This window comes from Streptomyces sp. NPDC004788 (assembly GCF_053601115.1).
On sequence record NZ_JBSGBF010000033.1, the window covers coordinates 47,361 to 66,417 of the forward strand.

10 protein-coding genes are annotated in these 19,057 nt (G+C 68.5%); 7 read left to right on the forward strand and 3 right to left on the reverse strand.

Features of this window, described 5'->3' with window-relative positions:
• Nucleotides 1–56: 56 nt before the first annotated feature.
• The 3 genes from ACWEJX_RS17035 to ACWEJX_RS17045 all read left to right on the forward strand — a co-directional run bounded on the left by ACWEJX_RS17035 (nt 57) and on the right by ACWEJX_RS17045 (nt 2,721).
• Nucleotides 57–458 (forward strand): very short patch repair endonuclease, encoded by a 402-nt coding sequence (locus ACWEJX_RS17035; protein ID WP_451608251.1) that lies wholly within the window; start codon nt 57–59, stop codon nt 456–458.
• The gene (locus ACWEJX_RS17040; RefSeq protein ID WP_451608226.1) at nt 455–1,426 is read left to right on the forward strand and encodes a DNA cytosine methyltransferase; all 972 of its coding nucleotides are present in this window, start codon (nt 455–457) and stop codon (nt 1,424–1,426) included. Before ACWEJX_RS17035 ends, ACWEJX_RS17040 begins: the two co-directional genes overlap by 4 nt.
• A gap of 65 nt (nt 1,427–1,491) precedes the next feature.
• Nucleotides 1,492–2,721, forward strand: a complete 1,230-nt coding sequence (locus tag ACWEJX_RS17045; protein WP_451608227.1) for a DNA cytosine methyltransferase — start codon at nt 1,492–1,494, stop codon at nt 2,719–2,721.
• A gap of 11 nt (nt 2,722–2,732) precedes the next feature.
• Here ACWEJX_RS17045 and ACWEJX_RS17050 read toward each other — a convergent pair whose 3' ends face one another.
• Genes ACWEJX_RS17050 through ACWEJX_RS17060 form a run of 3 tightly spaced genes read right to left on the reverse strand, consistent with a single transcriptional unit; the run spans nt 2,733 to nt 6,720 of the window.
• Nucleotides 2,733–3,611, reverse strand: coding sequence for a DUF6339 family protein (locus ACWEJX_RS17050; RefSeq protein WP_451608228.1), 879 nt, complete (start codon nt 3,609–3,611; stop codon nt 2,733–2,735).
• Nucleotides 3,608–4,600, reverse strand: a complete 993-nt coding sequence (locus tag ACWEJX_RS17055) for a hypothetical protein (RefSeq protein ID WP_451608229.1) — start codon at nt 4,598–4,600, stop codon at nt 3,608–3,610. The genes ACWEJX_RS17050 and ACWEJX_RS17055 overlap by 4 nt, the downstream gene beginning before the upstream one ends.
• Nucleotides 4,597–6,720, reverse strand: coding sequence for a helix-turn-helix transcriptional regulator (locus ACWEJX_RS17060; protein ID WP_451608230.1), 2,124 nt, complete (start codon nt 6,718–6,720; stop codon nt 4,597–4,599). Before ACWEJX_RS17060 ends, ACWEJX_RS17055 begins: the two co-directional genes overlap by 4 nt.
• 538 nt (nt 6,721–7,258) lie before the next feature.
• Between ACWEJX_RS17060 and ACWEJX_RS17065 the strand changes: the two genes are divergently transcribed.
• The 4 genes from ACWEJX_RS17065 to drmB are packed head-to-tail and all read left to right on the forward strand — an operon-like array spanning nt 7,259 to nt 19,009.
• The gene (locus tag ACWEJX_RS17065) at nt 7,259–12,013 is read left to right on the forward strand and encodes a DEAD/DEAH box helicase (protein WP_451608231.1); all 4,755 of its coding nucleotides are present in this window, start codon (nt 7,259–7,261) and stop codon (nt 12,011–12,013) included.
• Nucleotides 12,010–13,917 (forward strand): UvrD-helicase domain-containing protein, encoded by a 1,908-nt coding sequence (locus ACWEJX_RS17070; protein WP_451608232.1) that lies wholly within the window; start codon nt 12,010–12,012, stop codon nt 13,915–13,917. The genes ACWEJX_RS17065 and ACWEJX_RS17070 overlap by 4 nt, the downstream gene beginning before the upstream one ends.
• Nucleotides 13,914–17,159, forward strand: a complete 3,246-nt coding sequence (locus ACWEJX_RS17075) for a helicase-related protein (protein ID WP_451608233.1) — start codon at nt 13,914–13,916, stop codon at nt 17,157–17,159. The genes ACWEJX_RS17070 and ACWEJX_RS17075 overlap by 4 nt, the downstream gene beginning before the upstream one ends.
• Nucleotides 17,156–19,009 carry a DrmB family protein gene (drmB, locus tag ACWEJX_RS17080; protein WP_451608234.1) on the forward strand — a complete coding sequence of 618 codons (1,854 nt, stop codon included), beginning with the start codon at nt 17,156–17,158 and terminating at the stop codon, nt 19,007–19,009. The genes ACWEJX_RS17075 and drmB overlap by 4 nt, the downstream gene beginning before the upstream one ends.
• Nucleotides 19,010–19,057: the final 48 nt, after the last annotated feature.

The following is a 19,057-nucleotide window of genomic DNA, read 5'->3' on the forward strand; positions in this document are numbered from 1 at the left end:
GGCAGAATGCAGATGTGACCGAAGCAGTTCCGTCTTCCCCCGGCGTATCGGCCCGCATGCGCCGGCAGGCCAGCAAGGACACGGCCGCCGAGCTCGCGGTCCGGCGCCTGCTCCACGCGGCCGGACTGCGCTACCGCGTCGAGTACCCGGTGCCCGGGATGGCCCGCAGAAGGATCGACGTGGCTTTCACCTCGGTCAAGGTGGCGGTGCTGATCGACGGCTGCTTCTGGCACGGCTGTCCCGAGCACGCGACCCATCCGAAGGCGAATGCGGACTGGTGGCGGCAGAAGCTCGACCGCAACATGGCCCGCGACCGAGAGACGACCGAGCACCTCACGGCGTCCGGTTGGGAGGTACTCCGCTTCTGGGAGCACGAAGAGCCGAAGGACGTGGCCCTGCGCGTCGCCGCCGCGGTGAAGCGCCGAAGAGCCTCAGCGGAAGGGAGAGGAAGACGATGAGCGGGCTGACGTTCGTCGATGTCTGTGCGGGTGCGGGCGGGCTCGCCCTGGGGCTTGAGCGGGCCGGCTTCACACCGACCCTGCTGCTCGACGAGGACGCGGACGCCTGCCGAACCCTCCGGGCCAACCGACCGTATTGGAACGTCCTCCAGGCGGATCTTCGGGACTTCGACCCGAGCGAGCACCCGGAGAGCCACGACGTGGACCTGTTGTCCGCGGGGCTACCACGGGTGAAGTCCAACGCCACGACCACCCGAGCCGGATCGAGCGAGGAAGAACAGTTGCTGCGGGCCACCGTCTATCTCGCCCACGCGGTGCGGCCCCGGGCCTTGATTGTCGAGAACGTGCCGACGCTGATCGACCCGGACGGTTTCCGCGACTTCCACGAGTTCGCCCGCGCAGAGCTGCACCATCTCGGGTACGAGTTCAGTTGGTTCCTCCTCAACGCCGCCGACTTCGGCGTGCCCCAGGACCGTAAACAAGGGGTCCTCGTGGCGATCGAGGAGAAGTCGTTCAAGGCGTTCCGGCCCCCGGCTCCTACTGTGACGGACCACGTGTCCGTCGGTGAGGCGCTTGCGCCGTCCATGCGTTCGCGAGGGTGGAAGGACGCCGACCGCTGGGCGGCACAGGCGATCACGGTGGCTCCCACCCTGGTCGGCGGGTCGAAGAACCGCGGTGGAGCGGACCTCGGACCGACCGGGTCCAAGCGAAAGTGGGAAAGGGTGGGCGTGAACGCCCACACGTTGGGCGACGAGCTTCCGGGGGCGGACTTCGTCTGGGACCCGAGCCTCGGCCGAGAGGGCCTGGTGAAGATCACTGTGGGCCAGGCGGCCTTGCTCCAGGGATTCCCGGAGCGCTGGCAGATCACCGGCAGGAAGACGGCCCGCTATCGGCAGGTCGGCCACGCCTCGCCGCCGCCGGTGGGCGAGGCCCTCGGACGTGCCGTGGCCCGCGCACTTCGCTCCTGAGCATCCACAGCAGATCCTGCAGACCGGGCGATGATCATCTCCGGCCGGCTACACTGCCCCTCATCATGAGCTCAGCACCCCACCTGCGCAATACAGACAAAGCGCCCTATATTGTCGACCTTTTCGCAGGTCCAGGCGGTCTGGACATCGCGGCCGAAATGCTCGACCTGCCCACGATCGGGGTGGAGTGGGAGCAGTCGACCCGCGAAACCCGGCGAGCCGCCGGCCTCCGCACCACAGCGATCCGCGACGTGGCGAAGGTGAATCCGCTCGACCCTGAAGTGGCCTCGGCCCGCGTGCTCACCGGAGGACCGCCGTGCCAGACCTACTCCGTGGCCGGCAACCGCGAGGGCCACAAGGCCCTCGACGAGGTGAAGGACCTGGCCGAGCTGGTCGGGCTGAGCAAGACGGTCGGAGAACTGGAGAAGGCCTGGGCCATGGTCGAGGAGCGGGCACGCGTCCTCGAGTGGACCGATGAACGCACTGGACTCGTGCTGCAGCCGCTCCGATGGATCGTCGAGAAGCGGCTCAAGAGCGAGCCCTACGACGCGGTGGTGCTGGAACAGGTTCCGACGGTCCTGCCCGTGTGGGAGACGTACCGCGACATCCTCCGAGAGCTCGGCTACGACGCGGAGCGCGGCATCCTGCACACCGAGGAGTACGGCGTGCCGCAGACCCGGCGGCGAGCGGTGCTGATCGCCCGCCGTCGAGGCGGCACGGGGCAGAGCCTCGACTTCCCGGAAGCAACCCACCAGCGCTATCGCAAGGGAGCGCAGCGGCTCCCTGTACAGGACCCTGCGGATCAGAATCGTGAGGATCCACAGAACTCTCTCTTCGAGGTCGACGGACGAGAGCGCCCGAAACAGCCTTCGGGATGGGTCTCCATGGGTGACGCGCTCCGGGAGTCGCGGACCACCGACTTTGTCGTCCGCTCCAACTACGGATCGGGGGGCGACCCCTCGAAACGGGGCATCCGCACCTCGGAGATGCCGTCCGCCACCGTCACCGGCAAGGTGCGCCGGAACAAGGTGTTCACGCTCAAGCGTGTACACAAGAACGGTGATGTCGAGCTGGGTTCCGAGCAGGAGCGTTTCACACCGCGCGAAGCCGGTCTGCTGCAGACCTTCCCAGCCGATTATCCCTGGCAGGGCACCGACATCGCGCAGCAGATCGGCAACGCGATTCCGCCGCGCCTGGCTGTCCACATCCTGTGCACGGCACTGAAGCTGGACGAGACCAGGAAGCAGCGGGCCATCGATGCCTTGAAGGCCTGGGTTCCTCCGCGCCGCCCATAGGAGGAGGACGGTCAGTCGGTCTCCTTCTCCTCGTCCTCTTTCCTGCCTCGGACCGGGGCGTCGACGAACAGCTCCTCGAAGGTGTTCGCCAGGAGCTCCACCGCATGTTCGGGGGCGGGTTCTTCGGACGGACCCGCAGGAAGAGGGCGGTGATGAACGGTGAGCCCGGCCTCTCCCTCGTCGATCCACATCCGCACTGCGCCTTCGTCTCGCGGCACGTCCGGTGCGATCACGTCGTAAAGCACGGTCGCGGCCGCCGTGTTGACCACCTTTGCCAGGGCGTTCGCATCCCGCCCCGTCCGTACAACGCCCCTCTGCAACAGCCGGACCAGGGCCTGGGCCGTGGGGCGGTGGTCGATGACATCCAGCCTCAACACCGTGTTGAGCATGTCCTGATTGCCGCAGGCGACGACGACCGGCTCATAGTCGGGCCCGTTCCGGAACAGTTCGGCGGACCACCAGAGCCGGGCGAATGCCTGCTTGTAGTGAGGTCCCTTGAAGTACTGGGCATTGACGACCTTGGACGTCTCGGACCGATGCCTCCAGACCACGAAATCGGGGGCGACCCCCAGAGCCAGATAGTTCCACAGCGCAGGGTCCGCGGCTTCGGCGCGCGTCAGACGAAGGATCGCGTGCAGACGGGGGGCCAGCCAGGCGTCAGCCTGCGTCGGCCGCTCGTCACGGTGGATGTACATCGCGTCGTCGACAAGATCGCGGATGGCGCGGAGACGCCGGCGCGGACTCTCGGGCATCGGCTCGGTCGCCTGGTTGAGGGCGATGGAGGGGACATTGTCCTTCCCGGCGAGCAGGCCGTCCGTGATGAACCGGGCGGCCTCCTCGTCGGCGAGCCGAGCCAGATGCTCCGGCAGGTGATCGGGCTTCTCCGTCATGCCTCGTCCTCACGATTGAGCTTGTCCAGGCCGCGCACGGTCTCCGACAGCACCCGTGGCACCTCCGCCCTGCGCATCGCGGCGTACTGGATCCGCGGTTGCAGCTCGGTCCATCCTGGGGCACCCATCCGTCGACGGTGCACCTCGCGCAACGCGTCCTCGACGGTCCGCTCGGGCACCACGTCCGGCAGCATCTCGCGGAGGACCTCGCCCTGCCAGCCATGCGGGAAGAGCGGGGTGCCGTCGTCCTCGATCTCCAGGTCACCGATGGCCGAGTGGAACACGGCCGTCCACACCTCGGCGGCCATCTGGGAGACCAGCATGGCATTGACCAGGCCTTCGGGCCTTCCTCCCTCAGCTCCGAGGACATCGACCATGCCTTCGAAGTCCGTGTTGATGTGGACGGTGGGCACGGCCCCCGAGGCGTTCACGATCCATGGTGCCTCGCTGAAGCTCTGCAGCCAGCGCGGTCCCTTGGCGAACCCGACCTCCCTGATGTCGAAGCTCTGCTCCCGGGTCGGGACGTCGCTGCGCACATCGACGATCCAGTCCTCGGTGGCTTCCCCGACGATACGTCCGGGCACCCCGTCGACCGTGGCGATCACCTGCACTGTCAACACGGCACGGTCGTGGAGGTCACAGCGCAGCAGCGGCAGCTCACCGCGCCAGTCCCGACCGTCCTCCGTCTCCCGAGCCAACATCGACGTGACACGAGTATTGGTCGTCCGGTCCGTCAGCACCGCCACCACCACGACCTCGGACCATGGCCCTTCCGGATCAGTGGCCTTCGCGGGAATCGTCGCCGACACGGTGAGCGTGGCGGTCTCCCAGTCATCCGTTTCTGCGGCACCGAGCGCCACGACCCGTTCGATCACGGATCGCGCACGGGAGTCGAGCTGTTCACGAGGCTGGGCCGGGGCCTTCACCCGCGCGGAATCGACCCGAAGGGATACCGCGCCTCGCAGACGAGGGTAGGGGAATACCTTCACGACGACTCCCCTTCTCCGGTGCGCAGTTCGACGACGAGGCCACTCAGGCTCGTTCTGACGGCATGTGTGGCGGGGTCGGTCACGCCGCGGAACGTCGCCGAGCGGGCGCCGTCGGCGAAGCGCAAAGTACCGTCCACCACCTGGCAGTTGTCCACACCCACGACCTCGGCCCATCCGATCGCGGGGCGAGGGCCTGATCGCACGTCGAACTTGGCGACCGGGACGAGCCTCCATTCCTGACCACCGGGAGGAATCCTGATCTCCCCTATCACCTGCCAGGCTCCGCCTTCGACGACCTGCGCGTCGAGTTCCTCCAGGACCGGCATGCTCACCACGGACAGGCGACGCTTCTTCCTCCCCGAGCCGATGGTCAGCTTCGGGGCCAGCCGACCGCCTCCCTGCTTGGCCCCCTGCCGGGGACGTACCACCAGCGACTTGATCGCCGCGTTGGTCTCCCGGGTGAGCCCGTTGATCCGCCGATACGCCGAGGGCGAATAGGTGAGTGTCAGTTCCTCGGTCTGCCCCCACTTGTTGTGCTCAGGAGGTTCGGCAGCACGCAGGAACTCCTCGGCCTCGGCAGCGAACGGAGCCTGCGCACCGGCAGCGGTACCGGCGAGCAGCACGGCCTGGAAGGGGTTGGCGGGCGAGAGCCCGGGGACCACGGTGTCTCGAACCGTCATACGGTTGCCGCGCATCGTCACGACGCGATTGAGCTTGCCGTCCGCATCCTCGGCGTCCGTCACCAGGAGCACCGCACGATGCTCCCCGAGAGAGGAGCGTCCGCCGCCCTGCGTGGGCAGGTTGAGGGGCACGGTGACGGCGGCGACCTGCCCGGACTCGGTGAGCCGCTCCACGGTCGTTCCGTCGAGGAACGCCTTCAGGGCCCGCGTCCGGGAGGGCTGCGCGACCGCGGGGTCGACACGCTCCTCCGGGACGACCACGACACCGTTGCGCAGGGTCCTCACGGATGCCTCCAGAAGCGGCAGTCGGTCCCCGCCCCCCGTCATCGCGGCCCAGAAGTTCCTGCCCAGTGCCCTTACAAGCCTGTGGTGCATTCGCTGGATGCTGTCGTCGTCCTCGCCCTCGTCTCCGTCGGGCGTGGCGGTGTCGTCCGCGAGACTCGCCACATCATGGGCGCCCACGATGAGGAACGACGTCCCCGGCTCGTTGCTCTCACGCGTCAGGTGGAGGGAGTCGACCGTCTCCTCGTCCGCCCACCACGAGCGTGCCACTTCGGCGCCGGGCGAGTCGGGGTCGGGGCGCCCCAACCAGGCCGGCCCCGCCCATGCCTCGTCGTTCACCCGGCGCCACGGCAGATCGAGGCGCCCGACGAGGCGACGTTCGGTCCGCCCCTCGTGCGGCTCGGACAGGGTGGAGTTGATGAGGACCAGCCCGAGCCGGCTGGTCGCCCACAGGGTCGCCTTGCCCAGGCCGTACGAACCACCGGCGGTGCTACCGGACTTGTGGCTGTCGAGCTGGCGCCTCACGACGGCGGCGAACCGGCCGTCGTCGTAGTCGTCACCGGTGAGGCCGGCCGCGTTGTAGTCGTCCACCCTCAGCAGTACGAGGCGGTCGCGTTCGTACATGTCGCGCAGTCCTGCGTCGACGACCCTTCCGACCTTCTGCTTCTGCTCCCGAACCACCTCGTAGTGCGGATAGAGGCTGTCCCACTGAATTGCCTCGCGGAAGCGGGCGAGTTCTTCTCCGGTCAGTTCGTGCAGTGTGTAACGCACACGCACAGGCTGCCCGTTGGCGGCGATCCGCTCGTCGAGGCTGTTCTGACAGGTCTCACGAGCCAGGACCGAGACATCGGCATCGAAGGCGAAAGCCGCCGCATTGCCCAACTCCCTGCCGCCGTCCGCGTGTCCGCGACGGTGATACCAGACGACGGGCAGGCCGGCCTGGGTGTCGGTGGTGCGAGTGTGCATCGTGGCCAGATCCGTTTTCAAGGCGCGGGCGATGCGCTCGATCGCCTCTGGCCGCGGGGTCGCCCTGCCGGTGATCCAGGCCGAGACAGCCGCACGCGTCACATCCACGGCCAGGGCCAGCTCGGTCTGCGTCATGTCGGCGAGCTTCAACTGCCGTGCCAACCATGGACCGAAGTCCTCGCCTGCTTCCACGGCCACCTGCTCTCGGAACCCGATCCAACTGTCCTGCCCAGCGCCTCTCACCCTACTCGGTCCTTTGACAACACGCCTTGTGTCAAACAGCCTTTGACACTGCTCCGAGGCCGATACCCTGGTCGACCGGAGGAACGATTCACCTGGTTTCATTCCGTTCGCCATGTTCCGCGACATTCGGACCCGCCCAAGTGTGCGTCCAACTCCCTTGCACCTCCTCGGCGCTGGCGAGTAGGTTCACCTCAGCGGCCCCACCCGCCTCGGAAGAAATGTCTCTCCGACGCCCTGGTAGAAGTGTGCCGCCTTCCTGTTCTGGCTCCTTTCGGCGGCAGCACATGCGATGACGCCCCGGACCCGTCGTGCGGCGCCAAATTTTCGCCCCCTTTCACGACGTTCCGCTGCCCCTGCGAAGCACTCGGCATCTGGCCGAAACCGTCCTCGTCGGCACGACGTCTACGCCACCATCCGTAGAACGCCGCTTTTTGCTGACGTTGCCTCACCACGCGCTGCCAGGCCACCTCTTCCGGATCGGAGTCCTGTGTCCCTCGAACCGAACCCTGTGCTCAAAACCGTGATCGAGCAGTCCTCGCGTGTGCTCCAGACGTACGCCGTCGACCCCGGCCTCATTCCGGAGCACGCGAACGGCGAAAGGCGCATCACTCAGGGCGGATACGGCGACCGGCAACTCTTCGAACTCGTGCAGAATGCTGCGGACGAAATCGCCGCGGAACCGGGGGGTTCCGTCCATGTAGTCCTCACGGACACCCATCTCTACTGCGCGAACGAGGGCAGCCCCGTAACCCCCGAGGGTGCCGAGACGATTCTCCGGATGAGCATGTCGCGCAAGCGCGGAGGACAGATCGGGCGCTTCGGCGTGGGAGTGAAATCCGTACTCGTCGTGACGGACGCCCCTCAGTTCTTCAGCAGCACAGGTTCCTTCGGTTTTGACCGGGAATGGGCCTACTCGCAGATCCGTTCCGTCGCCGGGGTCACGGCTCGTCTGGGCGAGGAGTTCGAGGCTCCCGTGCTCCGGATGGCCCGCCCGTTGGACGACGCCGCCGAGCGTGCCGCCGATCCCGTCCTCGACGAGCTCCTCCGCTGGGCCACCACCGTCGTACGTCTGCCGCTGCTCCGAGGGACCGCAGAGCGTCTCGGGCAGGACATGCACGGCGGCTCCCCGGCCGGTGGTCGGGAAGAGTTCCCCGTCGGCTTCCAGCTCTTCTCCCCGCACGTCACCAAGGTGGTCCTCGAAGACCGCCGTCCGCGCCCCGTCATTCGTCGGACCCTGCTCGTCGAACGTGACCGTGAGCTGCACACCGTTCGGGAGGAGCGTCCCGGACAGCACTCCACGAACAACAAGTGGCGGGTGTTCACGCTCACGCACGAACCCACCGCCGCCGCCCGTTCCAGCGCGGGCGAGTTGCACGACCGGATCGCCCTCGACATCTCCTGGGCCGTGCCCGAGTACGAGAAGGACGCCACCGGTCTCCTCTCCTCCCCCAAGGGAAGGGGTCGCTTCTGGTCGTTCTTCCCGACCAAGTACGAGATGACGCTGAGCGGAATCCTCAACGGCGCCTGGAAGACCAACGAGGACCGACAGAACCTGCTGGACTCCTCGCCCTTCAACCAGGAGATGATCCGCATGGCGGCCCGGCTGGTGGTCGAGTCGCTGCCCGAGCTGGCTCCCGCCGAGGATCCTGCCGCGTACCTCCCGCTCCTCCCCGGCCGGCCGCGGGAGTCCGAGACTGTCAGCTGGGCGGACCGGTACCTCACCGAGCAGATCTGGGAGGCCACCGCCCAGCGTCCCTCGCTGCCGGACCAGGACGGCCGGCTGCAGGTACCGCGCGATCTGAACATCCACCCGGCCCTGGGCAAGGACAACAAGTCGACAGCCGGCTGGCTGACCCTGTGGAACTCCTACCCCGGCCGCCCCGCGAACTGGCTGCACCCGTCGGCGGAGGTCGACACCCTCCGTGCCGGCAAGACCGATCACATCCTCAAGGCAGCCAAGCGCGAGCGCGCCTCGGTACGGGAATGGCTGGAGGCCCTGGTCGCCGATGGCACCGCCGCGGCGTCCGCCACCGCCGTCCGCATCGTCGCAAGCATGATCCAGGCGTCCTCGCCGTACGCGACCGAGGCTCGGGAGGCGCGGATCGTACTGACCGAGGAGCACGGCATGGTCGCCCCGGTCATCGGCAAGGTGTTTCGCCGTACCGACCAGGACGGCCTGCGCGAGTCCCTCGTCTACGTCGACGCTGCCCTGTCCGACGACCTTTCGCTCACGAGCGCCCTCACCACCCTGGGCATCCGTGAAGCCGACGTCCGCGGGCGCTTCGTCAGTGTCCTGGAGCGCGGTTTCGACGCGTACGGACCGCAGGAGTGGACCCGGTTCTGGGAGCTGTTCCACCAGGCCGGCAGCAGTCACATGTCGCACGAGGTGCTCCAGCGGGTACCGGACCCGCACGCCACCCTGCACGTGCGCACCGCGGCCGGACGCTTCCGGCCGATGCGGAACTGCCTGCTGCCCGGTCCGGTCGTGACCCCGGAGTCGGACCCCACCATCGCCGTGGACACCGGCTTCCACTCCGACGACATGGTCTTCTTCCGCGAGGTGAGGTTGCGTGACCGGCCCACAGGGGGACACCGCCCCGAGGAGGAGGCGTGGTTCGAGCAGTACCGGGAGTCCCTGCACAGGTCGTACTGCGCGGGTCTGCCCGACCAGGCCGCCCGCCCGACCCTCGCAAGGATCAAGCTGGAGGGCGCGGCGGTCGGCGGCCCCCTGCATCTGCTCCCTGAGCTCTCCGACGAGGCCCGTGCTCGCTACCTGAAGGTGCTGCCCGAGGACGCTCTTGTCGACAACTGGACCCTTCAGGTCGGGGCGCAGGTCAGCACCCGACAGGCTGCGGCCTCCCCGATCCGCTGGATGCTCATGCGGCACGGTCTCGTCCCGACTTCTCAGGGCCTGCGCCGCGTCGGTGAGGCGGTCGGGCCCCAGCTCTCTGCGTACGGTGACGTCCTGCCGGTGGCGGAGATCAGCTCCGAGAAGGCTCGCAAACTGCGGCTTCCCGCCAGTGTCGAGAAGGTGCCCGACGCTTTCTGGGACCAGCTCCAGGAGAAGCTCCGGCAGAGCGAGGACGACGCCTTCGTCGGCAACACGTACGTGCTGCTGACCCGCCTGGAGGTGTCCTTCGGCGACGAGCTCACCCGGTGCCGCATCGGCGACGAGTGGGGAACGCGCCCCGACGGCGAGATCGCCGTGGCCTCCTCCCAGGAGGAGTACCAGGCCCTGCGGGCCGAACACCTGCCGGCCCTGCTGACCACCTCTGCCGAGGACGCCACCCTGCTCGTCAAACAATGGGGCATGCTGCCGTACGGCGACGTGATCAGCCGTGAGACGCGGAGCGAGGACATCGGCGACCCGATCCCTCTCAAGGAGCTCTACCCAACGCTGCGCCAGATGCGCGGCTCGCAGGTGGACCAGTACACCCTGCAGCGATGCAAGGTTTTGGAGGAGGTGACCCGCACCCCCAACGGCATGCGCCCCCGCACCCTGAACAGCAGCCTGCGAGGATCCACGATCCTCGTCCTGGAACCCCTCGAGGCGCTCGAGACCCTCATGGCCGTGGACCGTGAACTGCGCTGGCACATGGGCGAATCCGGTTGCCGACAGATCCTGGAGGCACAGCGGCGCCAGGAGGAGGACCAGAAGGTCAAGGATGCGTTGAAGGCCGTGCGCGAGGCCACCGACGTGGAGACGAAGCTTCTGCTCCTCCTGGGCGCCGAAGCCCTGCGGGACCGCCTTCCCCCCGGCCTCATGGAGAGCGAGCGGGAGGAGAACGGCGGAGCGGAGCCCGACGGCCACCGCATCGCGCGGATGGCGTTCAACGCCCACGAGGACGGCGTCCTCCAGGTACACGTCCGCGACCTGCAGAACCTCTACCCGAGCAACGCCCCGTCGTCCTTCACCGGTGCCTCCACCGCGGTGTCCTTCGTGTCGGAGCTCGGCTTCCCCGGCTCCTTCGCCGGCTTCCGGACACCGGCGCTCGACCCGAAGATCGAGGTCGACGGCCCCCGGCACTTCCCGCGCCTGCACGACTACCAGGAGCGACTCGCCGCCAACGTCTTCACCATGCTGGACCGGATCGTTCCGCAGCGCGGCATGCTGTCCCTGCCTACCGGCGCGGGCAAGACCCGGGTCACGGCGGAGGCTGTGATCCGTTGGGTGAAGCAGGCAGGCGATCTCGACGGACCGATCCTGTGGATCGCCCAGACCGAGGAGCTGTGCGAGCAGGCCGTGCAGAGCTGGAGGTTCGTCTGGGAAAAGGTCGGCGCCGACAAGCCCCTCGTCATCAACAGGCTGTGGGCGTCGCACGAGGCCGGGCAGGTCACCGATCGGCCCCATCTGGTCGTCGCCACGGACGCCAAGCTCCAGCAGTCGAACTGCCTCGAAGCCGAGTCCTACGCGTGGCTGCGGAACGCCGCCCTCGTCATCGTCGACGAGGCGCACACCGCCATCACCCCTCGCTACACCAAGATCCTCTCGCATCTGGGTCTGACGCCGTCTCGCACCGACCGTCACCTCCTTGGGCTCACGGCGACGCCGTTCCGCAACACAAACAAGGAGGAGACCAGCCGTCTGGTCAACCGCTTCGGCGGCCGGCGCCTGGACGAAGGCGTCTTCACGAACGACGACCCGTACGCCGAGCTGCAGGAGCTCGGTGTGCTCGCTCAGGTCGAGCATCGTCTTCTCCGGGGCGGCACGATCACGCTGGACCGTGACGAGAAGCAACACGCCGAACAGATGCGTGTCCTGTCCCGGACGGCCGAGCAGCGACTCGCCGACGACCACGACCGGAACGCCCGCATCCTGGACGAGATCTCGGACATGCCGGACGACTGGCCGGTGCTGGTGTTCGCCACCTCGGTCGACCACGCAAAATTCCTGGCGGCCAGGCTCCGGGACCGGAACATCACCGCCTCCTCCGTCGACTCGTCCACCTCACCCGGCGACCGTCGCCTGCGCATCGATGCCTTCCGTGAGCGCCGCACCCGGGTGCTGACCAACTACGGCGTCCTCACCCAGGGCTTCGACGCCCCCGCCACCCGGGCCGTCATCGTCGCCCGGCCGGTGTACAGCCCCAACGTGTACCAGCAGATGATCGGGCGCGGCCTGCGCGGACCGCTCAACGGCGGCAAGGAGACCTGCCTGATCCTGAACGTCCGCGACACCGTCGACAACTTCGACACCGCCCTCGCCTTCACGCAGTTCGAGCACCTGTGGAGCAGCAAGTGACCGACCCCTACGGCGACAGCCCTCCGCTCACCGACGAGCAGCGGGCCGTCGTCGACCTCCCCTGGGACACCCGCCTGCTGGTCACTGCCGGTGCCGGCTCGGGCAAGACGCACACGGTCGTGCGACGTCTCGACGCCCTCGTCGGGCACGACGACCCCGAGGAGGCTCTGGAGGCCGGGGAGATCCTCGTACTGAGCTTCTCCCGAGCCGCCGTACGCGAGCTGCGGGACAGGATCGCCCGGCACGGCGACCGGGCCGCGCGGGTCCGTGTCCAGACCTTCGACTCGTGGGCATACCAGCTGCTCGTCGGGGCGTACCCGGACGAGGACTGGAAGGCCCGGAGTTTCGACGAACGCATCCGAGCCGCCACCACCGCGATCGAGAAGGGCGCGGTGGAGGCCGGAGAGCTCGGGGCGCCCGCGCATGTGGTGATCGACGAGGCACAGGATCTGGTGGGCGACCGCCGCGATCTGGTGGAGACCCTGCTCGACCGCTTTCAGCGTTCGTGCGGCTTCACCGTGGTCGGCGACTCGGCACAGGGCATCTACGGCTTCCAGATCGAGGATCCGAAGGAGCGCGCCGGGGAGACCGACCGGTTCTTCACCTGGCTCCGGACCTCGTACGACGACCTCGTCGAACTCCACCTGACGGAGAACTTCCGGGCGACGACCCCCGAGGCCCGCACCGCGCTCGCCCTCGGGCCCCGCCTGCAGAACCTGGCTGCTTCGTCGGACGGTGCGGAGAGCGTGGCCGCCGCGCTCCACGCGGAGCTGCGCGAGCGTCTCCTCGACCTGCCGGGCCTCGGGAGCCTGTCCGATGACTTCACGTTGGGCACGTTGAAGGCGTTCCCGGGCCGGTGCGCGATCTTGACCCGCGACAACCGTGAGGCGCTCGCCGTGTCGGAACTGCTGCACGAGCACGGGGTGGAGCACGCGCTCAAGCGGTCTCTGCAGGACCGGCCCGTGCCGTACTGGGTGGCCGAGCTCCTGCGCCGGGCCGAGTCCCTGACGCTCGTCGAGTCTCGCTTCCTGGAGCTGATCACGGGAATACCGCTCCCGGTCGGGGTGGAGCCCGACCGCTGCTGGCGCCTCTCGCGGGCTGCGACCCGGCGCACCGGCCGCGGTCAGGTCGACGTAGCGGCCCTGGGACGTCTGGTGGCCGAGGGCCGTTTCCCCGACGACATGGCGGATCCGGAGACGGCCCGCCTGATCGTCTCGACGGTGCACCGGGCCAAGGGCCTGGAGTACGACCGGGTGCTGCTGCTGTCCCCGTCGTCTCTCGAAGAGCTGCGCAAGGCCCACGAAAGCCTCGACGTGCCCGCGGAGGCGAGGGCCCTCTACGTCGCCATGACCCGGGCCCGCGAGGACCTCTACCACGTCACCGGCCCCGACACCTCCCGCATACGGCGACACCGTGGCACCGGACGTTGGTACCTGGGTGGTTGGAAGAAGCACGAGCGGTACGGCATCCAGGTCGGGGCGGGGGACGTGCACCGGGACACACCCCCCGACTCGGCCGACATGGACGCGGCCGCGACACAGACCTACCTGCTGGAGAACGTTCGCGCCGGGGAAGCCGTGGCGCTCCGGATGCGGCACCCCGTGCCCGCGGGGCCCGAGCAGAGCCCGCCGTACGACCTGCTCCACCACGATCGAATCGTCGGCGAGGTCTCAGCGCGTTTCCGCCAGGACTTGCACGCCGTGGAGAAGATCTCGCGGTCCTGGGACATCGCCTGGCCGCGCGAGATCGTCGGCCTGCGGGTGGATGCCCTGGAGACGGTCGCGGGCAGCAGCGCCGCCGGCGCCAACGCGGGGCTCGGCAGGAGCGGGGTGTGGATCGCCCCTCGCATCACTGGAATCGGAAGGCATCGCCGCCGCGAAGGCGCCGGAGAGGAACAGGAATGACGGACGGGACCAGCCGGCACACCGAGCACTACCGGGTCCGCGAGGAACTGGTGGCCCGACTGCGCCGCGAGCTCCTCGGGCCGGACGTCGAGGCCGGGGACTCCCCGGACGAGACCCTCACCCAGGACGCCCCGATCACCCGCTACCCGATCGGCGTGCTGTTCCCCCGCGCCGCCGGCCGCGAGGCACGGGGGGAACAGCTGGAGGACATCGCCGAGGAGGAAGGCCTGGACGAGTCCCCACTGCTCGGCAGCAACCGCCCCGACGACACCGACATGTCTGTCGACCCGCCGACGTCGGGCGACCGTCGCCCTTCGACGATGGGTCTCACCTTCGCCGTCGCCCCCGAGACCTCCTCCGAGATCGTGATCCGCGCACGAGCCGCCGTCTACGACCCCGTCGACGCGGAGGGACGTCCGCTGTCCGCTCGGCGGGCGGAGGCCAGGACCACGAGCGACCAGCGCGAGCATTGGCGGCGGCGGGAGCTGGAGCTTCCGGAGAAGACGATCGACATCACACGCCCCGGGGCCGTGATGGAGGACCTCGTGCCCGGCGAGGTACAGCTGCACGTCCTCGTACGGCCGATCACTTCCCGCTCCGGCACTGTCACCGTCACCGTCACCCTGATCAACGCCCAGGTCGTGGGTGAGAAGGAACTCCAGGACGCCTTCGCCCTCTTCCAGCCGAGCCTGAGGGTGCGGGCCGCCAACGGAGCGTCCGCCTTTGTCGAGCGCCCCGCCGCACTGACCGCCGTCGACTCCGAGACGGCCACCAGCCGCCTGCTCCATCGTCATGCCCCCACCTTCGCCACGGGCCACGGCTGCTGCGCCCACTGGGACTGGACGCCGCCCGCAGTCGGTCTGATCGACGTCGTGCGCGCCGCGATCGACGAGATCCGTTCCGAGTTCGTGCCCACGCACGAGGTGCTGCTCACCGACTCCAACCCGGAGATCGACAGCTCGGCGCTCGACATGCTCGGTCTCGCCGAGCGCTCCGACGCCAAGGTCCTCGAAACGCTGCACGGACTGGCCGACGGCTATGAGCAGTGGATCGAGGCCAAGACTGTGGAGGCCACTGCTCTTACCGGCACCCCGTACGAGGACGCCGCGCGGGAAAGACTCGAAGCCTGTCGCGAGGCCCTCGGACGGATCCGCGGGGGCATCGGCCTGCTGGCGACCAAGCCGGATGTCATGGAGGCGTTCAGGCTCGCCAACCGGGCCATGGCCGAGCAGCGCGCCCGGAGCGCCTGGGTGAAGGGGGGCCGCCAGGGCGAGCCCGAGCGGTCGGCCCAGCGCTGGTACCCGTTCCAGATCGCGTTCATGCTGCTGTGCCTGCGGGGCATCGACGACCCCGACCACCCCGACCGCCGGATCTCGGACCTGCTGTGGTTCCCCACCGGCGGCGGCAAGACCGAGGCCTACCTCGGGCTGATCGCGTTCACCACGTTCCTCCGCCGGCTGCGTCGCGGGGGCGACGGCGCAGGCGTCACCGTGCTGATGCGGTACACCCTGCGCCTGCTCACCCTCCAGCAGTTCGAGCGTGCCACGATCCTCATCTGCGCGATGGAGCGGATGCGCGCGGCGGATCCCGGCCGTCTGGGCGACGAGACCGTCTCGATCGGCATGTGGGTGGGGAAGTCAGCCACGCCGAACGACCTGGACGCGGCCGACACGCAGCTGGACAAGCTTCGGCGTGGGCAGAGTCTGCAGAAGGAGAACCCGGTGCAGCTCCACGCCTGCCCGTGGTGCGGAACCGTGCTGGATGCCCACCACTACTCGGTGGACAAGGACGCCGTCCGCATGGATGTGCGCTGCCCCGGCCCCGACTGCGAGTTCGCCTCCGGGCTGCCGGTCCACCTGGTGGACGAGACCGTTTACAAGGCCCGCCCCACCCTGGTCATCGCCACGGTCGACAAGTTCGCCTCCATGCCGTGGCGCGAGAAGACGGCTGCGCTGTTCAACAGGGACCGCCCCGGCGACAAGACCCCGCCTCCCGAGCTGATCGTCCAGGACGAGCTCCACCTCATCTCGGGCCCCCTCGGCACACTGACCGGTCTGTACGAGACGGCCGTCGATGCCCTCGCCGACGAGCCGAAGGTGATCGCCTCCACGGCGACCATCCGTCGCGCGGCGGATCAGGGGCGGAACCTCTTCGATCGGGACGTGCACCAGTTCCCGCCGGCCGGCCTCGACGCCCGGGACTCCTGGTTCGCCGTCGAGACCGACCGCAGGAGCAAGGCCAGCCGGCGCTATGTCGGTCTGCTCGCTCCCGGCACCAGTCAGTCGACGCTGCTGATCCGCACCTACGCGGCTCTTCTCCACCAGGCCATGCGCGCTGGGACGAGCGACGAGGTCCGGGACGCCTACTGGACGTTGGTCGGCTACTTCAACAGCCTGCGCCTGTTGTCCGCCGCCGAACTTCAGGTGAACGACGACGTCGAGGACTATCTGCGACTCCTCGCCGACCGCGACGGAACCGACGTGCGGGTCTCCAACCGCTACTCGGAGCTGACGAGCCGGGTCGACGCGAGCCTGATCCCCGCCCGACTCAAGGAGATCGAGAAGAGCTACCCGGATCCCGACGTCCGTGACGTCCTCCTGGCGACCAACATGATCGCCGTCGGCGTCGACGTCAACCGCCTCGGTCTGATGGCGGTGATGGGCCAGCCCCAGACCACGGCCGAGTACATCCAGGCGACCAGTCGCGTGGGCCGCGCCCACCCCGGCCTGGTGGCCGTAATGCTCAACTCGTCCCGCTCTCGCGACCGTTCGCACTACGAGAACTTCCTCCACTTCCACTCGGCGCTCTACCGTGAGGTCGAGTCGACGTCGGTCACGCCGTTCTCGGCACGAGCGCGTGACCGCGGTCTGCACGCCGTGGTCGTGGCCCTGGCCCGCATCCTCATCCCGGAGGCCCGCGAGAACACCGACGCCGGCCGGATCGACACGTACGTGGACCGCCTGCGCTCCGAGATCAAGCCGCTGCTCACAAGTCGCGTCCACCAGATCGCACCCGAGGAACTGCAGGACACCTCGGACGCGTTCGACGAGTTCGTCGACTGGTGGCAGCAGAAGGCCGCGGCGCACGGTGGACTTCTGTACGAGCCTCGTCGCGGCAATGCCACCCCTGCTCTGCTCCGACCGTTCGACGACGAATCTGAGGGCGCCGACGCCTGGTCCACCCTGTGGAGCCTGCGCGACGTCGACGCCGAGTCCGCACTCTTCATGGAGGCTTCCCGATGACACCGCCCCGCGAGCGGCGCCGTCGTGGCACCGACGGCAGCCCGGCAACTCCCCGTCTCGACCTGCCCCGCCGCGGGTCCGTCCGCCGGGCACAGATGATCACCACGTATGGCGTCGGGTCGCTGATCGCCGTCGACAACGAGTCCTTCATCGTCTCCGGCATCGACAATGCCCATCAGAGCTGGCATCTCGACGAGGCACCGATCCTCCACGAGCATCGACTGGCCCGGGTCCTGGGGGTGCGCCACTTCCGGCAGCCGCCGGCTTCCGGCGACGAGAGCAAGGACGGTGTGCGGGTCAGGCGCTTCCCCCTGTGGCACTCGTGTCCGCAGTGCAGATCCCTGCAGCACATCCGGGGCTTCAATCCCCCTCCGGGCAAGAACGTCTGCACGACATGCGACGAGGAACCGCTCGTGCCGTCCCGATTCATCGTGGCGTGCGAGGACGGGCACCTCGACGACTTCCCCTACTGGAAGTGGTTGCACCGCGGCAATCGTGAGGAAGGAACGACCGGACACTGCGGCGGAAAGATGAGCCTGCGTTTCTCCGGTCGAAGCGCCTCGCTGCGCTCCATCGTCGTCTCGTGCACCTGCGGTGTGCCCGAGGTCTCCATGGAAGGTGCATTCCGCCGCTCCGCGCTGGGAGAACTCAAGGTCCGTTGCGAGGGCAGGCGCCCCTGGCTCGAAGGCGCTCCCGCGGAGTTCTGCTCGAAGGCGCCCCGTACCCTGCAGCGTGGTTCGTCGGCGGTATGGCAGCCGGTGCTGAAGTCCGCCCTGTCCATCCCTCCGTGGAGCAACGGTCTCGCCGACAAGCTCACGGAGCACTGGGAGGACCTGCGCAGCTTCTCCTCGCACATGGAGATCGAGATCTACCTCAAGGGGGCGTTCCGCGGCGACGACTCGGTCTCGGTCGATGCCGTCATGGACCTGTTGGCGGCCGAGCAGGAGGAGGATCCGACCCCGGAGAGCGTCACCGGAGACAGTCATCAGTCGTTGCGCCGACAGGAGTACGAACAGCTGTCGGCCGGCAACGCTCTGCGGGACAAGGGGCGGGAGGAGCAGTTCGTCTGCGAGCCGCCCGTCTCCGACGCCTCGGTCCTCTCCCCCTTCGGTGTCGAGCGGACGATGCTGGTGAAGCGCCTGCGCGAGGTGCGAGCGCTCAAGGCGTTCACGCGTCTCGCGGACCCGGAGACGAGTTCCGAGGGACATGAGGCCGCCCTGTCGCTGTCACCGACGGACTGGCTTCCGGCGATGGAGGTACACGGCGAAGGCGTCTTCGTACGCCTCGACGAGCACCGCCTGGACGCCTGGGCCGAACAGGACGCGGTGGCCCGCCGGGTGAAGCGCATGCGCGACAACCACGACCGGCTGCTGAGAGAGCGAGCCGCCGAGCCCGCCGAGGTTCCCGCCTCTCCCGCCACACCCCGCATGGTGCTGCTGCACACTCTGGCGCACGTGTTGATCAACGAGTGGAGCCTGGAGGCCGGCTACCCGGCCGGGGCGCTGCGTGAACGCCTCTACGCCGATCCTCACATGGCAGGCCTTCTCGTCTACACGGCGACCAGCGATTCCGCCGGCAGTCTGGGAGGCGTGGTCGCCCAGGGTGAGCCCGTTCGGCTCGCCGGGGCGCTCAGCTCGGCGCTGCGGCGCGCCCACTGGTGTTCCGCGGACCCTCTCTGCATCGAGTCCCGTTCCTCCGGCGCGGGCGGTGCCAACCTCGCGGCATGCCACGCCTGCGCGATGCTGCCCGAGACGAGCTGCGAGTACAACAACATCCTGCTCGACCGTGCACTGCTGATCGGCACACCGGAAGATCCAGGACTCGGTTTCTTCTCGCCCGCGCAGGCCTGACTCTCGCCTCTGGGGCGGACGACACCGGCACCATTTGGTGGGCGGCTC